We start from the raw sequence: 18,519 nt of genomic DNA on the forward strand, positions 1-18,519 counted from the left end.
CTCTCCTACACTTGGTGTAAAAGGAATTGAGGACTTTTTGATGGCAGAACGTCGTAAATTTTCCCGCGTGGTGTACCGTACCCCGGCCACCATCACGCAAAATGGAAAAAGCTGGGAATCCAAAGTGCTGGATCTGTCACTGAAAGGGGCATTGCTGGCAACGCCAGAAGATTGGGAAGCCGGTAATGAAGCAGACTATGATGTGCGCTTCTGCCTCCAGGATACAGACATCGAGTTGGATATGGATCTGAAACTGATCCAGGAAAGTGGTGAGTACCTGCGCTTTCAAATCGACCATATTGATATCGACAGCGCGAGCCACCTGAAACGTCTGGTGGAATTGAACGTCGGTAACGATGATTTGCTTCATCGTGAATTAGCACAACTGACAGATCTGAAAGATACCGTATAATCGCGGTGATGAATTTAAGCGCATATACATGAAGTAGTAGTAACATGCCCCACAACATTCGAATCGCCGTCTCCCATGCGAATGGATCACGTCACTATGTGCTCTCCCCTTCGCTCAAAAAAGTCCTGCTCACGCTGTTAGCCACACTCATCGTTGGCATCTTCGCCAGCATCGCGACCATTTATTATCTGAACCACCGTTCAACCACGGCGGAAGTGACGCTCAAGAGCATGACAGAGCAAAGCTCTGAGCTTGTCGGTCAGCTTGAAGATCTCAAACAAAAACGCCAACAGCTAGAGCAACTGATCAACAACAAAGAAGAAGAATACGCCCAGATCATCGAAGACAAAGACAGCCAACTCAGCTATTTAACCCAGCGCGTTTCCACCGTTGAGGAAGTATTGGGGCTGGAAAAAGAAGGCGATGAGTCTTTGCCATTGGCTGAGCGACTGGATGTTGCAGCGATAAACTCTGCCGTGCGTGCCACCATGCTGCAACTCATTCCAAGCGGCAAACCGATTGAAAGCTACCGTCGCTCGTCAGGCTATGGCTCGCGTACCCACCCGGTGACCGGCAACAAGAAGTTCCACCTTGGTTTAGATTTAACTGCAGACATCGGCACACCGGTTTATGCTCCTGCCGATGGTGTGGTGGAATACAAACGCCCTAGCCGCAAGAAAGGCTACGGCAACATGCTGAAAATTGACCACGCCTTTGGCTTTATGACGCTGTACGCCCATCTCGATAAGTTCAATGTCAATACTGGCCAGTTCGTCAAAAAAGGTGACCTGATTGGTTGGTCAGGTAACACGGGCTTGTCTACTGGCCCACACCTTCATTATGAAGTACGATTCTTAGGCCGCGCGTTGAACCCGAAACGCTTTATTGCCTGGACACCGGATAACTTTGAGTTCCTGTTCAAAGAGGAGGACAAAGTGAACTGGGCTAATCTGGTCGAGATCGTTGAAAGCATGGTATCAACCCAAGTGCAACTGGCGGCGGATGCCGTGGCGCCATCCGGTGCAGTCACAGCGAAAAACGAGGATGACATTCCAGTGACCATTGCAGCCGCGGATTAACCTTCGCCAGTCATGCAGAGACGTAAAAAAGGCGCCACGTCAATCGGGCGCCTTTTTCAGTTGAAGTGTAAAAAGTAGAGCCGTTAATCCATTTCATCCAACACAGTCAGCACTTCGGAAAGCTTATTCACCCCATACACTTTCATGCCCGGGATTTCCTTTTTAGGCGCATTGGCCATTGGCACGACAGCGCGTTTAAAGCCATGCTTGAACGCTTCTGACAAACGTTCCTGACCACTTGGGACTGGACGGATTTCACCGGCAAGACCGACTTCACCGAACACCACTAAATCGCGCGGCAATGGGCGATCACGGAAGCTGGAAATCAATGCCAGCAGCAACGCTAAATCTGCACTGGTTTCCGTGACTTTCACGCCACCCACCACATTGACGAACACATCCTGATCCGACATTTGCAGGCCACCATGTTTATGCAAAACAGCCAGCAGCAGCGCCAAGCGGTTTTGCTCAAGGCCTACGGCAACGCGGCGTGGGTTTGCCAGTTGGCTGTAATCCACCAGCGCCTGAAGCTCAACAAGCAGCGGACGCGTGCCTTCCCACAACACCATCACTGAACTGCCGGAGGTGGCTTCTTCGCCGCGAGAAAGGAAGATTGCAGATGGGTTACTGACTTCACGCAGTCCCTGTCCTGTCATCGCAAACACGCCAAGTTCATTAACCGCACCAAAGCGGTTTTTATGGCTGCGAAGGGTACGGAAACGGCTGTCGCTGGAACCATCAAGCAACACGGAACAGTCGATACAGTGCTCAAGCACCTTCGGGCCCGCGAGCGTGCCATCTTTGGTCACGTGACCAACCATAAAGATCGCCACGTTATGCTGCTTGGCATAGCGGGTCAGAGCGGCAGCGGACTCACGCACCTGCGCGACGCTGCCCGGCGCAGAGGCAATATCTGCACAGTGCATGACCTGAATCGAGTCGATAACCATGATTTTCGGCTGCTCTGTGCGGGCAATCGAGCAAATGGTTTCAACGTTAGTTTCAGACAGCATTTTGAGGTTATCTTTCGGCAGACCCAAGCGCTCGGCGCGCATTGCCACCTGCTGGAGCGACTCTTCACCGGTGACATACAGCGTCGGCATCTGGCTTGCCAGCCAGCACATGGTTTGCAGCAGCAGCGTACTTTTACCTGCCCCAGGGTTACCACCAATCAGAATCGCCGCCCCCGGCACAATACCGCCACCCAGCACACGGTCGAGTTCTTTGAAGCCACTGGTGAAACGCGGCACTTCCTGAAGATCGATAGCAGAGAGCGTCTGAACTTTGGCTTCGGTTGCGCCCGCATAGCCCGCATATTTCTCAGTGCGCGCCACCGTTGGAGAGGCAGCCAAACGTACTTCAGTGATGGTGTTCCACGACCCACAGGCAGTGCATTGTCCCTGCCAGCGCGGATAGTCTGCGCCACAGTCGTTACACACATAAGCACGTTTTGTTTTCGCCATGATTGCTCCTGTTACCAATGCTTACATGTCTTGAATGCAAGTCTGCGCATAAGTTCACGCCAAGATCGGGAAAAAAGGTAAACTATCGACACTTATGGCCGATACAGATGTTGTCATCTAATTTCAGGATTCTACCAGACTTTATCGAGATGAAGGACCACGACAAGGCGCTGTTTGATCAGCTACTCCCCCTGTATGAGCAAGATGCATTTGATGCAGTACTGGCGGAGCTTACCCCCAATGAGAACGCTTCCGAACGGTTAATTACCAAGATGGAAGTGCGACGCCTCATGTCTCCTTGCAGCAAACCCGTGGACCTACGCGGAAAAGTGGTTGGCGAGTGTCGCCGTTATTTTCTGCACGAAGTGAATCACTGGATGGACGATGTTGCCATCAATCTGTATCACCGCCGCGTCGACATCTATCAAGGCCGGATGACAGTCGGGCTTTGGGAAGAGTTACACAATACGCCAAACAGTTACCGTGTTTTGCAGCGACAAGGCGATGTGCGGGCAACAGAGTCTCTGGACACAGTTGATGCAGTGCCGCTGCGTTTTGGCCACTACCTGTCGAGAAGTGAAAACCGCATTCAGCTTTCTAGTCGCATTCAGGCTTTTCTGCCCGATGGCACGGAAGTGAATGGCTCGACCATTGATATTTCCAATTCAGGCATGCAGATCAAATTACCTTCATCGTTCCATTATGAAACGGGATCGACATTGGTGATTTATTTCCCTCAATTGGGGGATGAGTGCCAGCTGGCAGAGCTTTTCAGCGGCTTGAACTATCGAGTGGTCGGAAAGGAACTTAACCTCAACGGCGACAACTTCCAGCGCCTGCGCCTTCGTTTGATGAGCAGTACCGATGTCATCAAAGACGCCATTGAGATTAAGTCCCAAACTGACGATCTGGACTCCCGCCGGGAAAATGAGGACAAATTCCTGACCACCCGCTCCCGCGCCTATGAACAGGTATTCCTTGAGCAGACACCGTCACTGCCACTGTTTTTCTGTGGCAACAGGCTGAGATACAGCCTTTTGACCGAACAAAACCGCGAGCTTTGGGATTACTGGCATGACGAACGCAATCAGCCCGTGATCGACAAGTTGTTCTCGGAAAAGCGTTTACAGTATCTGGCACTTGAAGGACTGACCAACAGCGAAACCCTGGTGTATTGCTTTAACCATCAGCACGGTGCAAAAACCTACTTCTTCTCTGCCTGTCCGACAGAATTGGACGCCGAGCTTCGCCACCTGTTCTGGCATATCGGCAGTTCACGCCCTTCCTGGCGTGTGCTCCGCGTCACCATGGCTAAAATCAGTGAAGAAGACGCCCGAAGGTTGCAGGAAGTGTCACCCGCCTATATCCAACAGATTGATGAGCTGACCCATATTGCGACAATTCAGGATTTGACCTTGTCCCAGGTCAGCAGTGATTTCCGGATTCCAATCAAGCCCAAGCACCCGGTGAAACAGCTCAATCGTTTCGCACATTCGCGTGACCCTATTCTGCCGGTTGAAGCAGTCCCTTCTGTGCTGGCACCACAACGCAAAGAGCCACGCTACCAGCACAGAACCAAAACCACTCTGGTCCACCATTTAACCGGTGAGCTGCAGGGCCAGACCATCGACTTTTCAACCCAAGGTCTGAACGTGCTGCTGAGCAAACCCTTTACCGGTAGCAAACAGCAGGAAGTATCAATCACTTTTACTGATCTGAAACGGGTCGATCCGAAAGCACCTCTCGGTAACGTGCCTTACAAAGTGGTGCAGATCAGCGAAGACAGAACCAACATCAAGCTGGCACTGTTAAAAGACAGGCACAGCAAGCACCGAAGTCATTACCTGCAGCGACTGATTGAGCACAACCAGCATAAGCTTCTGCTCGACAGCGAAAAACTGCCGGACGCCCCGCTGCTGCATGCCATGCATCAAATGCTGCTGACGCGGTTATCTGCCACGCCTTACTTTATTGTGCGCCGCGGGGAAACGCTTCAGGTGTCTGCCATTGGCGCGAACTTCCCAGGCAACGAACTCAGTCGTCTGCTTCAGAAAAATGCAGGCTCTGGCATGATGTCGCTCCGCTCAGTCATTGGTGAACACCTCTCGAAATACGTAAGCCCAGTGACACGCCTGCGCAACCGGGAAGAGCAGGTTCGTCATGAGTTCTATATTTCAGCGACCTTCTCAGACGGTGCCATTATCGATGTCACATCGCGCCCACTGGAAAGCTTTAGCTCTCCCGAAGAGCGCAAAATGTTCATTACACAGGCACGTAAGCGTGGGAAGTTTTTTGCGGTCAGAAACTGGCTGCAACCATTGGATGATGGCAATCAGTGGCTGCCAACGGAAACGCTGGCACCTTTGGTCACTTTGTCGACACAACGGGCAAGACAGCTTGAAATGGAATTCACTGACCTCTGTGCTTATGGAGAAATGAGTGACATTACCGACGAAGTGCTAAGACGTTTGGAAATCGGCGGCTAAACAGTTCTTACCATCAAAGAAAAAGGGATGTCCGTCGACATCCCTTTCTTATTTCAGCCTCAACACATCTTACCAACTCAGTCTTTGCGGTAGCAAAGAGGCGGAAAGCACACAAAGCACGCCCCCTAAATCCGCGTGACGAACAGCCACCTGCGCCGCTTGCTGTACTTTCGGTTTGGCGTGATAAGCAATGCCTAGGCCAGCGGCAGACATCATGACCAAATCGTTGGCGCCGTCACCCACCGCCAGTGTGTTCGCAGGCATCAGTTCATAGCGGTCTGCCAGATCGCGAAGAATGTCAGCTTTGCGCTGCGCATCCACCACTGAACCTGCGACTTCGCCGGTCAGCTTGCCGTTTTCAATCACCAGTTGGTTTGATTCAGCATAGGCCAGTGACAAGTCTTCTTTCAGCTTGTCCGAGAACCAGGTAAAGCCGCCTGACGCAATCGCGACTTTCCAGCCACGCGCCTGCAAAGAGGCTGTCAGTTGCTTCATGCCCGGCATGTAAGGAATGTTATCGCGTACTTGCTCAAGCACAGACACATCCGTGCCTTTCAGCGTCGCAACACGTTGGCGAAGGCTAGCTTCAAAGTCGAGTTCGCCACGCATGGCACGTTCGGTGACTTCCGCTACCTGCTCGCCAACACCCGCCAGCTTGGCAATTTCATCAATACACTCAATCTGAATCGCCGTTGAGTCCATATCGAACAGTGCCAATCCCGGCTCATAAAGATTTGGAATGTTTTCAAGTGACGCGCAGTCCAGCGCCAGTGCATCGCACAGTTGTACGACCTCTGGCGTGAGTTCTCCACGCATCAGCAACACTTCGTAAGGACCAACAGTCCAACCTGTCATTGGGAATACTGGCTCACCGAGCAGAAAGGAAAGGTCATCCAAAGAACCCGGGCTGATATGAAGCCCATAAAGAATCCACCCTGCCTGACGGCAATCTGACGGACGAAAATCTCGGATAGAAGGGAAACGGTTGAGCAGCTTTACGTGTTTTTTGATCGGATAGGCTGAAAATGCATCCATTGCATAAATTCCTTTTAGTCAGTTGCCTTTACTATATCAAAGAGTGCTTGAGATCACAGCACGGCGGTTGCTTGCTTTTTTCCAGCCAGGACAGCAAACTGAGATAGCGCTGATATGTTGCGACTTCGTCTTGGAAGGCGCCTTAGCTTGGACAGCTTATGCTTCAAATAAATAAAAAACGCCTTAAAAGGCTCTGGCAGTTTATTGTGGTTGTCGCCTGCTTCTCCACAATAATGATGCTGTTTATGTACAGCAATCAATTAAATAACCGCAATTACAAAATGCTTTTTGACCAGACAGAATCCCTGTCCCGCGTCATACTCCGCCAAGCGGCGGCCAGTGCTCACACCGCACTGGCAAGCGATGATATGGATGCAGTTCAGCAGTTGGTGAACAACTTACAAAATGAAGACCTGATTCTGGATGCCGCGGTCTACGACGTGAAAGGCAATCTGGTGGCAAGTTCACTTGGGGCGATGCCACTGGAGCAGCTAACAGGGCTCAATACCCCGCTTTCCGTTGCCAGTATTGGTCGCCAGCAGCTGGTTGAACCCATTGCCGACGATGGCAATATTTCCGGATTTGTACGGATCACGCTGGAGCATGGTGAGGTAATAAAAGCCGCTTCCAACCGGCTAGAACAAAGCATCAACCTAGTACGCGCCATGATCCTGGTCGCGATTGCCACAGGTGCCTTGCTGATCTTTACTTTCGCCAACCGCCGGGATTTATGGCGTTCAACGTTTCTGTTAAAGAGTAACGACTAGCAGAGGAAAGAGCTAACCTGGGTTCTTAAGAGAACTTTCCCCAGAACGCAAAAAGGATGGCCGAAGCCATCCTTTTTCATCTTGGTCTGTCAGCAGAACTTACGCTTCTTCAGCGTCGCCCAGCAGTACAGATTCCAGTGCGATTTCAATCATTTCGTTGAACGTGGTTTGACGCTCGTCAGAAGTGGTTTGCTCGCCAGTCTTGATGTGGTCAGACACAGTACAGATAGTCAGTGCTTTCGCGCCGAACTCTGCTGCTACACCGTAGATACCCGCTGCTTCCATTTCCACACCCAGAATGCCGTACTTCGCCATGGTGTCGAAGAAATCTGGTTCTGGAGAGTAGAACAGGTCAGCAGAGAAGATGTTACCGACACGTACGTTGATGCCTTTTGCTTTCGCTGCATCAACCGCGTTACGGGTCATCTCGAAGTCAGCAATCGCTGCGAAGTCGTGGCCGTTGAAACGGGTACGGTTGATTTTCGCATCAGTAGACGCGCCAACACCGATGATAACTTCACGCAGTTTTACGTCTTCACGCACTGCACCACAGCTACCTACACGGATGATTTTCTTCACGCCGAAGTCTTTGATCAGCTCAGTCGCGTAGATTGAGCATGATGGGATACCCATACCGTGGCCCATAACAGAGATCTTGCGGCCTTTGTAAGTACCGGTGAAACCGAACATGTTGCGAACATCACAAACTTGCTTAACGTCTTCCAGGAAGGTTTCTGCAATGTATTTAGCACGCAGCGGGTCGCCCGGCATCAGAACTACATCTGCAAAATCACCCATTTCGGCATTGATATGTGGAGTTGCCATTTTCTATTTCCTTTTGATCAAATTTCGGAATCAACCGATGCTAATCGGGTCGCAGCACTCGCTGATTGTCTGGGCTGCGACCGGAATTTAGTGTGGAACTACAGGAAAGACTTTCCGTATTCCATGTCTGAAGTACCGAAGTACTTCGCCAGAGTCTGGCCGATGTCTGCGAAGGTCTCACGACGACCGAGCGAACCTGCTGGTACATGTTTACCGCAAACCAGAACAGGAATGTGCTCGCGGGTGTGATCCGTGCCTTCCCAGGTCGGGTCACAGCCGTGGTCAGCGGTCAGGATCAGGACATCATCTTCTTTCAGCATTTCGAGGATTTCAGGCAAACGCTTGTCGAAATACTCCAGTGCTGCAGCATAGCCTGCCACGTTACGACGGTGACCGTAGTGAGAGTCAAAGTCGACGAAGTTGGTGAAGATGATGCTGTTGTCACCTTCTTGGTTCATCGCATCTTTGGTCGCGTTGAACAGGGCTTCCAAACCGGTCGCTTTCACTTTTTTGGTGATACCAACGTGCGCGTAGATGTCTGCAATCTTACCGATAGACACCACCTCACCTTGCTTCTCATCAACCAGCTTTTGCAGCACGGTCGCTGAAGGCGGCTCTACAGACAGGTCACGGCGGTTACCGGTACGCTCAAACTGGCCTTTACCCGGCCCGATGAACGGACGCGCGATAACGCGGCCAATGTTGTAGTCTTCCAGCTCTTCGCGGGCGATCTGGCAAAGTTCCAGCAGACGGTCCAGACCGAAGGTTTCTTCATGACACGCGATTTGGAATACCGAGTCCGCAGAGGTGTAGAAAATTGGCAAGCCAGTTTTCATGTGCTCTTCGCCCAGATCGTCAAGGATCTGCGTACCTGATGCATGGCAGTTACCCAGATAATCCGGCAAACCTGCGCGCTCAAGAATGCGGTCAGTCAGCGCTTTCGGGAAGCTGTTTTCTTTGTCAGTGAAGTAGCCCCAGTCAAACAGTACAGGTACACCGGCAATTTCCCAGTGACCCGAAGGGGTGTCTTTACCGGAAGACAACTCAGCCGCATGGCCGTAAGCACCGATGATTTCCGCGCTTGGATCCAGACCTTCAGGGAAGTAGCCTGATGATTCTTCGCACGCTTTGCCCAAACCCAGTGCATTCAGGTTTGGCAGCGTCAGTGGACCTTTGCGGTCATCATTGTTCGCGTTACCTGCTGCACATGCTTTCGCGATAGAGCCCAGGGTATTCGCGCCCACATCACCAAACTTGTGAGCATCTTCGGTTGCACCGATCCCGAAGGAATCCAGTACCAAAATAATCGCGCGTTTCATGATCGCCTCCTTAGACGTCTTGTGGGCCAATCTGGCGGTAAACTTCAGGGGTCGCTTCTGGCGCTTCGTCTTCGATGCGCATGGCAGCCTGAAGTGCTGCAGCTGCTTGTTGCCATGCAGCTTCATCCTTGGCATGTACTACCGCCAATGGCGTGGTGCTGTCAGCTTGCATACCCAGACGGATAACATCGCTAAAGCCCACTGAATAATCGATCGTATCACTTGCAACACGGCGTCCACCGCCAAGGCCAACGACAGCCATGCCGATCGCACGGGTGTCCATCGCTGATACAAAGCCAGTGCAGTTTGCAAACACTGGTTTCACCACGTTTGCCGTTGCCAGATACTTACTATAGTTCTCAACGAAATCGAGCGGACCACCCAAACCTGCCACCATTTTGCCGAAGCATTCTGCTGCCTTGCCGTTGTCCAGCACGGTTTGCAGTTTGTTCATGGCTTCATCTTTGTCTTTTGCCAGACCACTGATGGTCAGCATTTCTGCACAAAGCGCCATGGTGACCGCATAAAGGCGCGGGTTACGGTATTCACCGGTCAGGAACTGAACCGCTTCTTTCACTTCCAGTGCGTTACCTGCACTTGAAGCCAATACCTGATTCATGTCGGTGAGCAATGAGCTGGTGCGGGTACCCGCGCCATTGGCAACTGCCACAATCGATTTCGCCAGTTCTTCTGATTTCTCGTAGGTCGGCATAAACGCGCCAGAGCCTACTTTTACATCCATCACCAGCGACTCTAGGCCTGCCGCCAGTTTCTTCGACAGGATAGACGCGGTAATAAGAGAAATATTGTCGACGGTCGCTGTCACATCGCGGGTTGCGTATACACGCTTGTCCGCCGGTGCCAAATCACCGGTTTGGCCGATAATCGCCACACCTGCTTCTTTAGTCACCTTACCGAAAACATCGTTGTTCGGCGTGATGTTATACCCTGGAATTGCTTCCAGTTTGTCCAGCGTACCGCCAGTATGACCCAGACCACGGCCTGAAATCATAGGTACGTAACCACCACATGCCGCCACCATAGGGCCAAGCATCAGGGAGGTCACATCGCCCACACCGCCGGTACTGTGTTTATCGACAATAGGGCCATCAAAATTCATGTGTGACCAGTCAATCACCATGCCTGAGTCACGCATGGCGCACGTCAGTGCGACACGTTCGTCCATGGTCATGTCATTGAAGTACACTGCCATGGCAAATGCCGCGATCTGTCCTTCAGAAACAGTCTCTTTTGCAATGCCCTGGATAAAGAAATTAATTTCTTCAGAAGTCAGCGCAATGTTGTCACGCTTCTTCCGAATGATTTCTTGGGGAAGGTACATAGTCGACCTCACGTACTGGGTGTCAAAAACAGGGGGAGCCAAAATTGCCGGCTCCCCAACAGAAGTGCTTAGTAGCCGCCTTCTGCCGCTTTTTCGCCTTCACCCAGCGTGTGAAGCAGGTTCGCCAGCAGGCTTGATGCACCAAAACGGTAGTGTGCGTTGTCAGCCCACTCGCCGCCCAGGATACGGTCAGCCATCGCCAGGTATTCCGCTGCATCTTCAGCAGTACGTACGCCGCCAGCAGGCTTGAAACCCACCTTTTCTGCAACGCCCATCTCTTTGATCACAGTCAGCATGATTTCTGCTGATTCTGGCGTCGCGTTTACTGGCACTTTACCGGTAGACGTCTTGATAAAGTCTGCGCCCGCTTCGATAGAGATTTCAGATGCACGCTTGATGAGTGCTGCTTCTTTCAGCTCACCGGTTTCGATGATCACTTTCAGCGTCACGTCACCACATGCTGCTTTACATTGTTTAACCAGCTCAAAACCGGTTTTCTCATCACCCGCGATAAGCGTGCGGTATGGGAACACAACGTCAACTTCATCAGCACCGTAAGCCACTGCTGCTTTGGTTTCAGCCACCGCGATTTCGATGTCGTCGTTACCGTGTGGGAAGTTAGTCACGGTTGCGATTTTGATTTCAGGCGTGCCTTGCTCGCGAAGTTGTTTCTTCGCCACAGGGATAAAACGAGGGTAGATGCAGATAGCAGCAGTGTTACCTACTGGGGTTTTCGCGCTCTTACACAGTTCGATCACTTTCGCATCTGTGTCGTCGTCGTTCAGGGTGGTCAAATCCATCAGTTTCAGGGCACGAAGAGCTGCTGCTTTTAGATCGCTCATGACTTTCTCCAGTCGTAAATATTCAAAACCAAGTAACAAACTACGCGAGGCAATGCTCGGCATAATCTGATGAGCGGACTTGGCTCCTTGAAGTTTGGCGCGCTGCATGGTCAGCGCCAATCAACATTCCGTGTTGGCCGCACACCCTATGGCATTCTGCCGGGTGTCCACCTGTCTCATCGTGCTGCAAGTTTTTTACACGTTGGGGCAGGTTTGATGTCTCACCTTTCCGCTGTCTGTGAAACAGTAGTGAAATTAATGAAAGACTACTTCTGAAACTTTGACAGCGTTCACCAATTTTACCAATCTTCCTTTGGTTACACTAGGTGTTACCTGTTTCTGTTGAAAAACACTTTGTTGCCAAGCGTGCAAAACCGGATGAGAGTTTTCAGGGTACTGGCATCACTATAAGTGGCGAAAACACATCACTGTGTCTTATTCCTGACGAATGGGCTCCCGAAGCTACAGGCATAAAAAAACCGCCTCACAAGGAGGCGGTTTTTTGAATCTCTTTACTTGCTGATTACAGCGCAGCCAGAGTCAGGAAGAAACCAGCGATAGTTGCACTCATCAGGTTAGACAGAGTACCCGCACATACTGCTTTCACACCGAAACGCGCGATGTCGTGACGACGGGTTGGCGCGATGCTGCCCAGACCACCCAGCAGGATTGCGATAGACGACAGGTTAGCGAAACCACACAGTGCAAACGAAATGATTGCTGCAGTCTTCTCAGACAGGTCACCGATGATTGGGGTGAAGTTCAGGTACGCAACGAATTCGTTAACAACAATCTTCTGACCGATGAATGAACCCGCGATGTCAGCTTCTGCCCATGGAACACCAATCAGGAATGCCAGTGGTGCGAACACTTTACCCAGGATCCACTCCAGAGTCAGACCTTCGATGCCGAACCAACCACCGATGCCAGACAGCATGCCGTTGATCAGTGCGATCAGACCGATGAATGCCAGCAGCATTGCACCGATGTTCAGAGCCAGTTGCATACCAGAAGATGCGCCACCTGCTGCTGCGTCGATAACGTTTGCAGGCTTGTCTTCTTCTTCGTCACCGTCTTGACCCAATTGCTCGATTGGCTCGTCAGTTTCTGGCTTGATGATTTTCGCGAACAGCAGACCACCTGGTGCTGCCATGAACGATGCTGCAATCAGGTATTCCAGAGGTACACCCATCGCTGCGTAACCTGCCAGTACACCACCTGCTACAGATGCCAGACCACCACACATGACTGCGAACAGTTCAGACTGGGTCATTTTTGGCACGTAAGGACGTACAACCAGAGGCGCTTCAGTTTGACCAACGAAGATGTTCGCGGTTGCAGACATTGATTCCGCGTGAGAAGTACCCAGTACTTTACGCAGTGCACCACCCAGAATACGGATAACAAACTGCATGATACCCAGGTAGTAAAGCACGCTGATCAGCGCTGAGAAGAATACAACAGTAGGCAGAACCTGGAACGCAAAGATAAAGCCGATACCATCTACAGAGAAGTTAACCAGGCTACCGAACAGGAAGCCGATACCATCTTTACCGTAGTTGATCACGTTCTGTACAGCATTAGACATGCCGTTCAGGATTGCTTGGCCCGCTGGGACAAACAGGATGAAACCACCCAGAATAAACTGGATCGCAAATGCACCACCTACAGTACGCAGGTTGATGGCTTTGCGGTTGTCAGATAGCAGTACAGCAATACCCAGCAGTACAACCATCCCTACAATGCTCATAATCAGGCTCATAAAAGGGTTCCTAAAAAAGTCTTGGCGTCTCGACAAATTGGGAGTGTTATTCCGGCGGCGATTATACGCATTGGTTGGGGACCAAAGGAATGCATAAGTCACACTTGAAGTGAAAAATTCGGTGCAATTCACTCAAAAAGGTGATGAAGGTCTATTTTTGTGAGCTATGCACGACGCAAACGTTTGGGCAAACGATGCCTTTTAGACGTTCAACGCAAAGCATGCTGTCGAGTTTTGTGTGGTGGCGTGAATAATTTCCCCGACATCGACCTCTTTTAGGGTGGCTAAAGCGTGGGCAATCAGTGGTAATCTCTCCGGCAAATTGGGCTCACCTTGAAAGCCAAAAACAGGCATATCGGGCGCATCTGTCTCCAAAACCAAAGAGGAAAGTGGCAGGTTTTTCACCGCATTTCGGGTCTTATTAGCGCGCTCGTAAGTGATGGTGCCACCGATTCCGAGCAAAAAGCCGCGCTTTATGTATTCATGTCCAATCTGTTCACTGCCACTAAAAGCATGCAAGACCCCTTTCACTGCCGGAAAACCATTCAGAATTTGCAGTAATTCGTTGTGTGCTTTACGACTGTGAAGGATCACGGGAAGCTGATATTTCTCGGCCAGTTTAAGTTGTTCCGTCAACAACCATATTTGTCGCTCTGGGTCGGCATTTTCTATCGCAAAATCCAGCCCACATTCGCCAACGGCAACCAATCCTTTCGGCGCGTCAGCCAAAAACGCATCCAGCTTCTGAATGTCTTCGTCTTGATGCGATGCCATCCAGACTGGATGCAACCCCACCGCATACGAGATCTCGGGAAATGCTTCAGCCAATGCTGCCACCCGATCCCAGTTTTCTGTCGCTACAGCGGGTACCACAAGACTGTTTACTCCAGCGGCTACTGAGCGCCTCACCCAATCTTCAGGGTGGTCAGCAAACGGAGGGAAATCAAAATGGCAGTGCGTATCAATCATTGCGGCAAAAACTCAGTGGGCTACTTCTATATAGAGGATACAAAAAAGCCGCCTTGTGGGGCGGCTTTCTTTTACGTCTTGTAATTAGTGCTCGCGTGTTGCACGGAAGCTCACATCAGGATGACGTTCTTGCGTCAGGCTCAGGTTAACCATGGTTGGCGCGATGTAAGTAAGGTTGTCACCGCCATCCAATGCCAGGTTAGTTTGGTTCTTGCGCTGGAAATCATCCAGTTTCTTCGCATCACTACATTCTACCCAGCGCGCTGTCGCAACGTTAACAGGCTCATAAATCGCTTCAACGTTATATTCAGACTTCAAGCGTGCAACAACCACATCGAACTGAAGTACACCCACCGCACCAACAATCAGGTCATTGGATGTCATTGGGCGGAACACCTGCACCGCACCTTCTTCAGAAAGCTGTACCAGACCTTTCAGCAATTGCTTTTGCTTCAGTGGATCACGCAGACGGATACGACGGAACAGTTCAGGCGCAAAGTTTGGAATACCTGAGAATTTCAGATCTTCGCCTTGAGTGAAGGTATCACCAATTTGGATAGTACCGTGGTTATGAAGACCAATGATGTCACCTGCAAACGCTTCTGCTGCGCGGGCACGATCACCTGCCATAAAGGTTACCGCATCAGAGATTGATACCATTTTACCGGTACGTACATGCTTCATCTTCATACCCTGACTGTACTTGCCAGACACGATACGCATGAATGCAATGCGGTCACGGTGTTTAGGGTCCATGTTTGCCTGAATTTTGAAGACAAATCCAGAGAACTTCTCTTCACCCGCTTCAACCGCACGCTCATGGGTTTGACGCGGCAATGGTGCAGGTGCCCACTCAGTTAAACCATCCAACATGTGGTCAACACCGAAGTTACCCAGTGCAGTACCGAAGAACACAGGTGTCAGCTCGCCGCTCAGGAACAGTTCTTGATCAAACTCGTGCGATGCGCCCAGTACCAGTTCAAGTTCTTCACGCAGTTGCTCTGCCAGGCTTTCTCCCACTGCTTCATCCAACTCTGGATTATCCAGACCTTTGATGATGCGTGAGTCCTGAATGGTATGACCCTGACCTGTTTGGTACAGAATCGTTTCATCACGGTGGATGTGATAAACACCTTTGAACTCTTTACCACAGCCAATCGGCCAGGATACTGGTGCACACGCGATGTTCAGCTCACTTTCTACTTCATCCATCAACTCCATTGGGTCACGGATGTCGCGGTCAAGTTTGTTCATGAAAGTCACGATTGGCGTGTCGCGCAGACGGGTCACTTCCATCAGCTTACGGGTACGATCCTCAACACCTTTCGCCGCATCAATAACCATCAGGCATGAGTCAACAGCTGTCAGGGTGCGGTAAGTATCTTCTGAGAAGTCTTCGTGTCCTGGGGTATCAAGCAGGTTAACCAGACAATCGTTGAACGGGAACTGCATGACAGAAGTGGTGACCGAAATACCACGTTCTTTTTCCATCTCCATCCAGTCAGACTTCGCATGCTGATTAGAGCCACGACCTTTTACCGTACCGGCAGTCTGGATCGCGCGTCCGAATAACAGCACCTTTTCAGTGATGGTAGTTTTACCGGCATCCGGGTGCGAGATAATCGCAAACGTACGACGCTTGCCGACTTCTTGCTGAAGTGGAGAGTTTGACATGCTTAAGCTTTTCCGCGTTAAACAGCACGCAGGCAGAAACTGAGCTGCGCGCAGTGTAGATGAATTCAAATCGGCGGGTATTTTGTACGATATCGGGATGAGACTCAACGCTCGCCAACAAAATCCTTACCCTACGGGCCTCACAAGAAAATTCACCTCGCAAAACAAGCCTCTAACGAGAGTCAATATATTGTCCAATAAATGACACACCACTCAATACACCCGGTCACTTTTTGACCCATCTCGCATCAAAAAGCAATAACACCTTGATCTTCATTCAGATACTTAGCGTTGATAAATATAAAAATTTTACAATTTGCGTCACTTTTTTGGCGATTTTGTTTAACGTCAAGACTTATAACGAATCTATTTGCATAGTATTATGGATGAAATTTATGTGTCACATATGACACATCCATATTTATTTACCTTTCGCAGGAAGAGATTCATGGATTCGATTATCACCAAGCAGGCTGCAAAAGTAATTTCAGTGAACGGCAACGCATTCATTAAAGTGAACGGGAAAGAGGTTCCCATCGCTGAAGTTTTAGACCTAAACGCCGGCACTGAAATCTTTGTCCCTGAGGGTGCCAACGCCCTTCTATCTCTTGAAGACGGCACCGTATTGCCTGTTGGTGAACAAGACTCACCTGCGCAAGATATCTTAGGCTCACCGCTTGATGATGAAATTGCTGCTATACAGGCATTAATTGAAGAGGGTGTCGACCCAACAGAAGTACTGGAAGCAACCGCTGCAGGTGGTACCACAACATCTGGAGCTGGCTCATGGAGCTTCCAATCCATTGGCCGTGTTGGCGAACAAACCATTGCTCAAGCAGGTTTTGATACAAATGGCATAGCTCAAGCGTTTAACAGTACAAGAATTGAACGAGAAGACAGTGGCGATTCATTTAACTCATTTGCCACATCACCAGAACCAACCCCAATTACCCCGACTAGCCCTGTTAATGCAACTCTTAAGCTATCTTCATCAACTGACGAGGTATCCGAAGACAAAGGAACCATTAGTTATAAAGTCGAAATTGTCGATGATGAAGGTGCTCCGCTTACCGTCACTGACGGGGAAACAGTGACCGTCACCATCACACTCCCAGATGGGACTGAGCAAGATATAACAATCGGCTCAGGCTCCAGCGAAGCCACTTTCGAATACACCGTAGACGCTGATGACGTTTATAAAGAAAGTGAAGAAGCAAGTGCTTCAATCAATAGCGTATCCGGCGGAGAAAGCTTCGACTCCTTAACCACAGACTCAACCCCTGTTACCACTATTGTCACTGATGATGCTGATACGGTAACCGTTAGTTTGCATGCTGACACTTCCGAGGTTAGCGAAGACGCCGGAAGCATCATCTACAAGGTTGAACTGCGCGATGCCGAAGGTAGCTTAGTTACCGTCGCAGAAGGTGACAGTGTTGAAGTAACAGTGCTCCTTCCAAATGGCTCATCTCAAAAAGTAACCATCGAAGGTGGTACTTCTTCATCTAGTTTCGAGTTTGAGGTCAATCGGGATGACGTTTATTCAGGAAGTAGCACTGCATCAGCCACAATTAACGAAGTTCAAGGTGGCGATGCCTTTGAGAACCTTGAAGCGAGCTCCGACACCGTCACAGTAGATATCGTAGACGACAATGATGCACCAACGCTTACTTTGTCAGGAGATGAGTTTGTCGCTGAAGGGGAAAATGCAACATACACATTGACGCTATCAGAGCCCGCGGCTGAAGATATGACCATTACTGTGGTCGTCGGCCACAAAACAACAGAGGATGGTGACGTCATTCCTGTTGAAAAAACGGTAACAATAAAAGCGGATACGACGAGTATCTCTTTCAAAGTAGAGGCGTTAGACGACGACCTTTACGAAGCCGGAGATGATGACAAATTTACAGTTAGCGTAACGAGCGTAACTGGCGGTGGTTTTGAAGCACTCCCAACACTGCCTAGTGCGGTAGATACTGTTATAAATACCGATGATAGCGACCGCCCAGACGTGGCGAGCATCACCAGCCCAACCGTGACCGAAGGGGACACGGCGACCTTCACCGTCACCCTGACCAACGAAAGCACTTCCGACACCACGGTCACCATGACACTGGCCAGCGGCAGTGCCGACAAAAACGTCGATTTCACAGGTACCACGGTCACCGTCAACGGCGATGAAGTATCGGTGAATGCTGACGGCACCTTTGAGGTCACTGTGAAGCCGGGTGACACCGAGTTCACTGTGGACGTCATCACCACAGATAACCTGGATGCTGACGGCAAGCCTGTGTTCGAAAGCACGGAAGACTTTACCCTGTCCGGCAAAACCGACAGCCAGGCAGACGCCGTTACGGGTACAGGTACCATCCTCGATAACGATGCACCTACCTTGAAGGTCACCGGCGGTGGTGAGGTCAGCGAAGGCAAAGACATCACCTTTAACGTCAAACTCTCCAAGGCGGTCGATGGCGATGTCACTTACAGCTTTGACCTCGGCGGGGCCGAGATCAATGCCGAGGACATCACGGGGATCACCGT

General features: G+C 50.6%; 15 protein-coding genes. 6 read left to right on the forward strand and 9 right to left on the reverse strand.

All coding sequences use genetic code 11. The features are described 5' to 3' along the window. Positions 1–40: 40 nt before the first annotated feature. Positions 41–412: a PilZ domain-containing protein gene (locus D515_RS12485; protein ID WP_039850044.1), complete on the forward strand. Its 372-nt coding sequence runs from the start codon at positions 41–43 to the stop codon at positions 410–412. Between the two features lie 44 nt (positions 413–456). Continuing rightward, positions 457–1,491, forward strand: coding sequence for a M23 family metallopeptidase (locus D515_RS12490; protein ID WP_039850045.1), 1,035 nt, complete (start codon positions 457–459; stop codon positions 1,489–1,491). Positions 1,492–1,574: 83 nt separating this feature from the next. On the opposite strand, the gene radA is transcribed toward D515_RS12490, so the two are convergent. Continuing rightward, positions 1,575–2,954: a DNA repair protein RadA gene (radA, locus tag D515_RS12495; protein ID WP_002538929.1), complete on the reverse strand. Its 1,380-nt coding sequence runs from the start codon at positions 2,952–2,954 to the stop codon at positions 1,575–1,577. 107 nt (positions 2,955–3,061) lie between these two features. On the opposite strand from radA, the gene D515_RS12500 reads away from it, so the two are divergent. Further along, positions 3,062–5,440: a PilZ domain-containing protein gene (locus tag D515_RS12500; protein WP_002538930.1), complete on the forward strand. Its 2,379-nt coding sequence runs from the start codon at positions 3,062–3,064 to the stop codon at positions 5,438–5,440. 69 nt (positions 5,441–5,509) lie between these two features. Here the strand turns inward: D515_RS12500 and serB are convergent, their stop codons facing one another. After that, positions 5,510–6,475, reverse strand: coding sequence for a phosphoserine phosphatase (gene serB / locus D515_RS12505; RefSeq protein WP_002538931.1), 966 nt, complete (start codon positions 6,473–6,475; stop codon positions 5,510–5,512). Between the two features lie 158 nt (positions 6,476–6,633). Here serB and D515_RS12510 point away from each other — a divergent pair, with 158 nt between their 5' ends. Further along, positions 6,634–7,242, forward strand: a complete 609-nt coding sequence (locus tag D515_RS12510) for a YtjB family periplasmic protein (protein WP_002538933.1) — start codon at positions 6,634–6,636, stop codon at positions 7,240–7,242. A gap of 99 nt (positions 7,243–7,341) precedes the next feature. Here the strand turns inward: D515_RS12510 and deoD are convergent, their stop codons facing one another. The 4 genes from deoD to deoC form a co-directional block, all read right to left on the reverse strand. Continuing rightward, a complete protein-coding gene (gene deoD / locus D515_RS12515; protein WP_002538934.1) occupies positions 7,342–8,067 on the reverse strand; it encodes a purine-nucleoside phosphorylase in 726 nt (241 codons plus the stop codon). Between the two features lie 98 nt (positions 8,068–8,165). Beyond that, complete coding sequence (locus D515_RS12520) at positions 8,166–9,386, reverse strand: phosphopentomutase (RefSeq protein ID WP_002538935.1); 1,221 nt, start codon at positions 9,384–9,386, stop codon at positions 8,166–8,168. A 10-nt stretch (positions 9,387–9,396) separates the two neighbouring features. Beyond that, positions 9,397–10,728 (reverse strand): thymidine phosphorylase, encoded by a 1,332-nt coding sequence (deoA, locus tag D515_RS12525; protein WP_002538936.1) that lies wholly within the window; start codon positions 10,726–10,728, stop codon positions 9,397–9,399. 68 nt (positions 10,729–10,796) lie between these two features. After that, positions 10,797–11,570 (reverse strand): deoxyribose-phosphate aldolase, encoded by a 774-nt coding sequence (gene deoC, locus D515_RS12530; RefSeq protein ID WP_002538937.1) that lies wholly within the window; start codon positions 11,568–11,570, stop codon positions 10,797–10,799. Between the two features lie 69 nt (positions 11,571–11,639). On the opposite strand from deoC, the gene D515_RS25700 reads away from it, so the two are divergent. Continuing rightward, positions 11,640–11,846: a hypothetical protein gene (locus D515_RS25700; protein ID WP_152442369.1), complete on the forward strand. Its 207-nt coding sequence runs from the start codon at positions 11,640–11,642 to the stop codon at positions 11,844–11,846. A gap of 247 nt (positions 11,847–12,093) precedes the next feature. Here the strand turns inward: D515_RS25700 and D515_RS12535 are convergent, their stop codons facing one another. From D515_RS12535 to prfC, 3 genes are all read right to left on the reverse strand, one after another. Then, positions 12,094–13,332 carry a NupC/NupG family nucleoside CNT transporter gene (locus D515_RS12535; RefSeq protein ID WP_002538940.1) on the reverse strand — a complete coding sequence of 413 codons (1,239 nt, stop codon included), beginning with the start codon at positions 13,330–13,332 and terminating at the stop codon, positions 12,094–12,096. A 201-nt stretch (positions 13,333–13,533) separates the two neighbouring features. Continuing rightward, positions 13,534–14,301, reverse strand: a complete 768-nt coding sequence (locus tag D515_RS12540; protein ID WP_002538942.1) for a TatD family hydrolase — start codon at positions 14,299–14,301, stop codon at positions 13,534–13,536. Between the two features lie 84 nt (positions 14,302–14,385). Then, positions 14,386–15,975: a peptide chain release factor 3 gene (gene prfC / locus D515_RS12545; RefSeq protein WP_002538944.1), complete on the reverse strand. Its 1,590-nt coding sequence runs from the start codon at positions 15,973–15,975 to the stop codon at positions 14,386–14,388. Positions 15,976–16,423: 448 nt separating this feature from the next. Between prfC and D515_RS12550 the strand changes: the two genes are divergently transcribed. After that, a partial coding sequence (locus D515_RS12550; protein WP_039850048.1) for a retention module-containing protein occupies positions 16,424–18,519 on the forward strand: 2,096 nt, incomplete at its 3' end.

It is taken from the genome of Grimontia indica, from assembly GCF_000333895.2.
Taxonomy (GTDB): Bacteria; Pseudomonadota; Gammaproteobacteria; order Enterobacterales; family Vibrionaceae; genus Enterovibrio; species Enterovibrio indicus.

Coding starts and splice junctions, on each gene's coding strand:
- D515_RS12485 (WP_039850044.1), top strand. CDS start 41: ATGGCAGAACGTCGTAAATTTTCCCGCGTGGTGTACCGTACCCCGGCC.
- serB (WP_002538931.1), bottom strand. CDS start 6,475: ATGGATGCATTTTCAGCCTATCCGATCAAAAAACACGTAAAGCTGCTC.
- D515_RS12535 (WP_002538940.1), bottom strand. CDS start 13,332: ATGAGCCTGATTATGAGCATTGTAGGGATGGTTGTACTGCTGGGTATT.
- radA (WP_002538929.1), bottom strand. CDS start 2,954: ATGGCGAAAACAAAACGTGCTTATGTGTGTAACGACTGTGGCGCAGAC.
- deoC (WP_002538937.1), bottom strand. CDS start 11,570: ATGAGCGATCTAAAAGCAGCAGCTCTTCGTGCCCTGAAACTGATGGAT.
- deoA (WP_002538936.1), bottom strand. CDS start 10,728: ATGTACCTTCCCCAAGAAATCATTCGGAAGAAGCGTGACAACATTGCG.
- D515_RS12490 (WP_039850045.1), top strand. CDS start 457: ATGCCCCACAACATTCGAATCGCCGTCTCCCATGCGAATGGATCACGT.
- D515_RS12510 (WP_002538933.1), top strand. CDS start 6,634: ATGCTTCAAATAAATAAAAAACGCCTTAAAAGGCTCTGGCAGTTTATT.
- D515_RS12520 (WP_002538935.1), bottom strand. CDS start 9,386: ATGAAACGCGCGATTATTTTGGTACTGGATTCCTTCGGGATCGGTGCA.
- D515_RS12540 (WP_002538942.1), bottom strand. CDS start 14,301: ATGATTGATACGCACTGCCATTTTGATTTCCCTCCGTTTGCTGACCAC.
- prfC (WP_002538944.1), bottom strand. CDS start 15,975: ATGTCAAACTCTCCACTTCAGCAAGAAGTCGGCAAGCGTCGTACGTTT.
- D515_RS25700 (WP_152442369.1), top strand. CDS start 11,640: ATGAGCGGACTTGGCTCCTTGAAGTTTGGCGCGCTGCATGGTCAGCGC.
- deoD (WP_002538934.1), bottom strand. CDS start 8,067: ATGGCAACTCCACATATCAATGCCGAAATGGGTGATTTTGCAGATGTA.
- D515_RS12500 (WP_002538930.1), top strand. CDS start 3,062: ATGTTGTCATCTAATTTCAGGATTCTACCAGACTTTATCGAGATGAAG.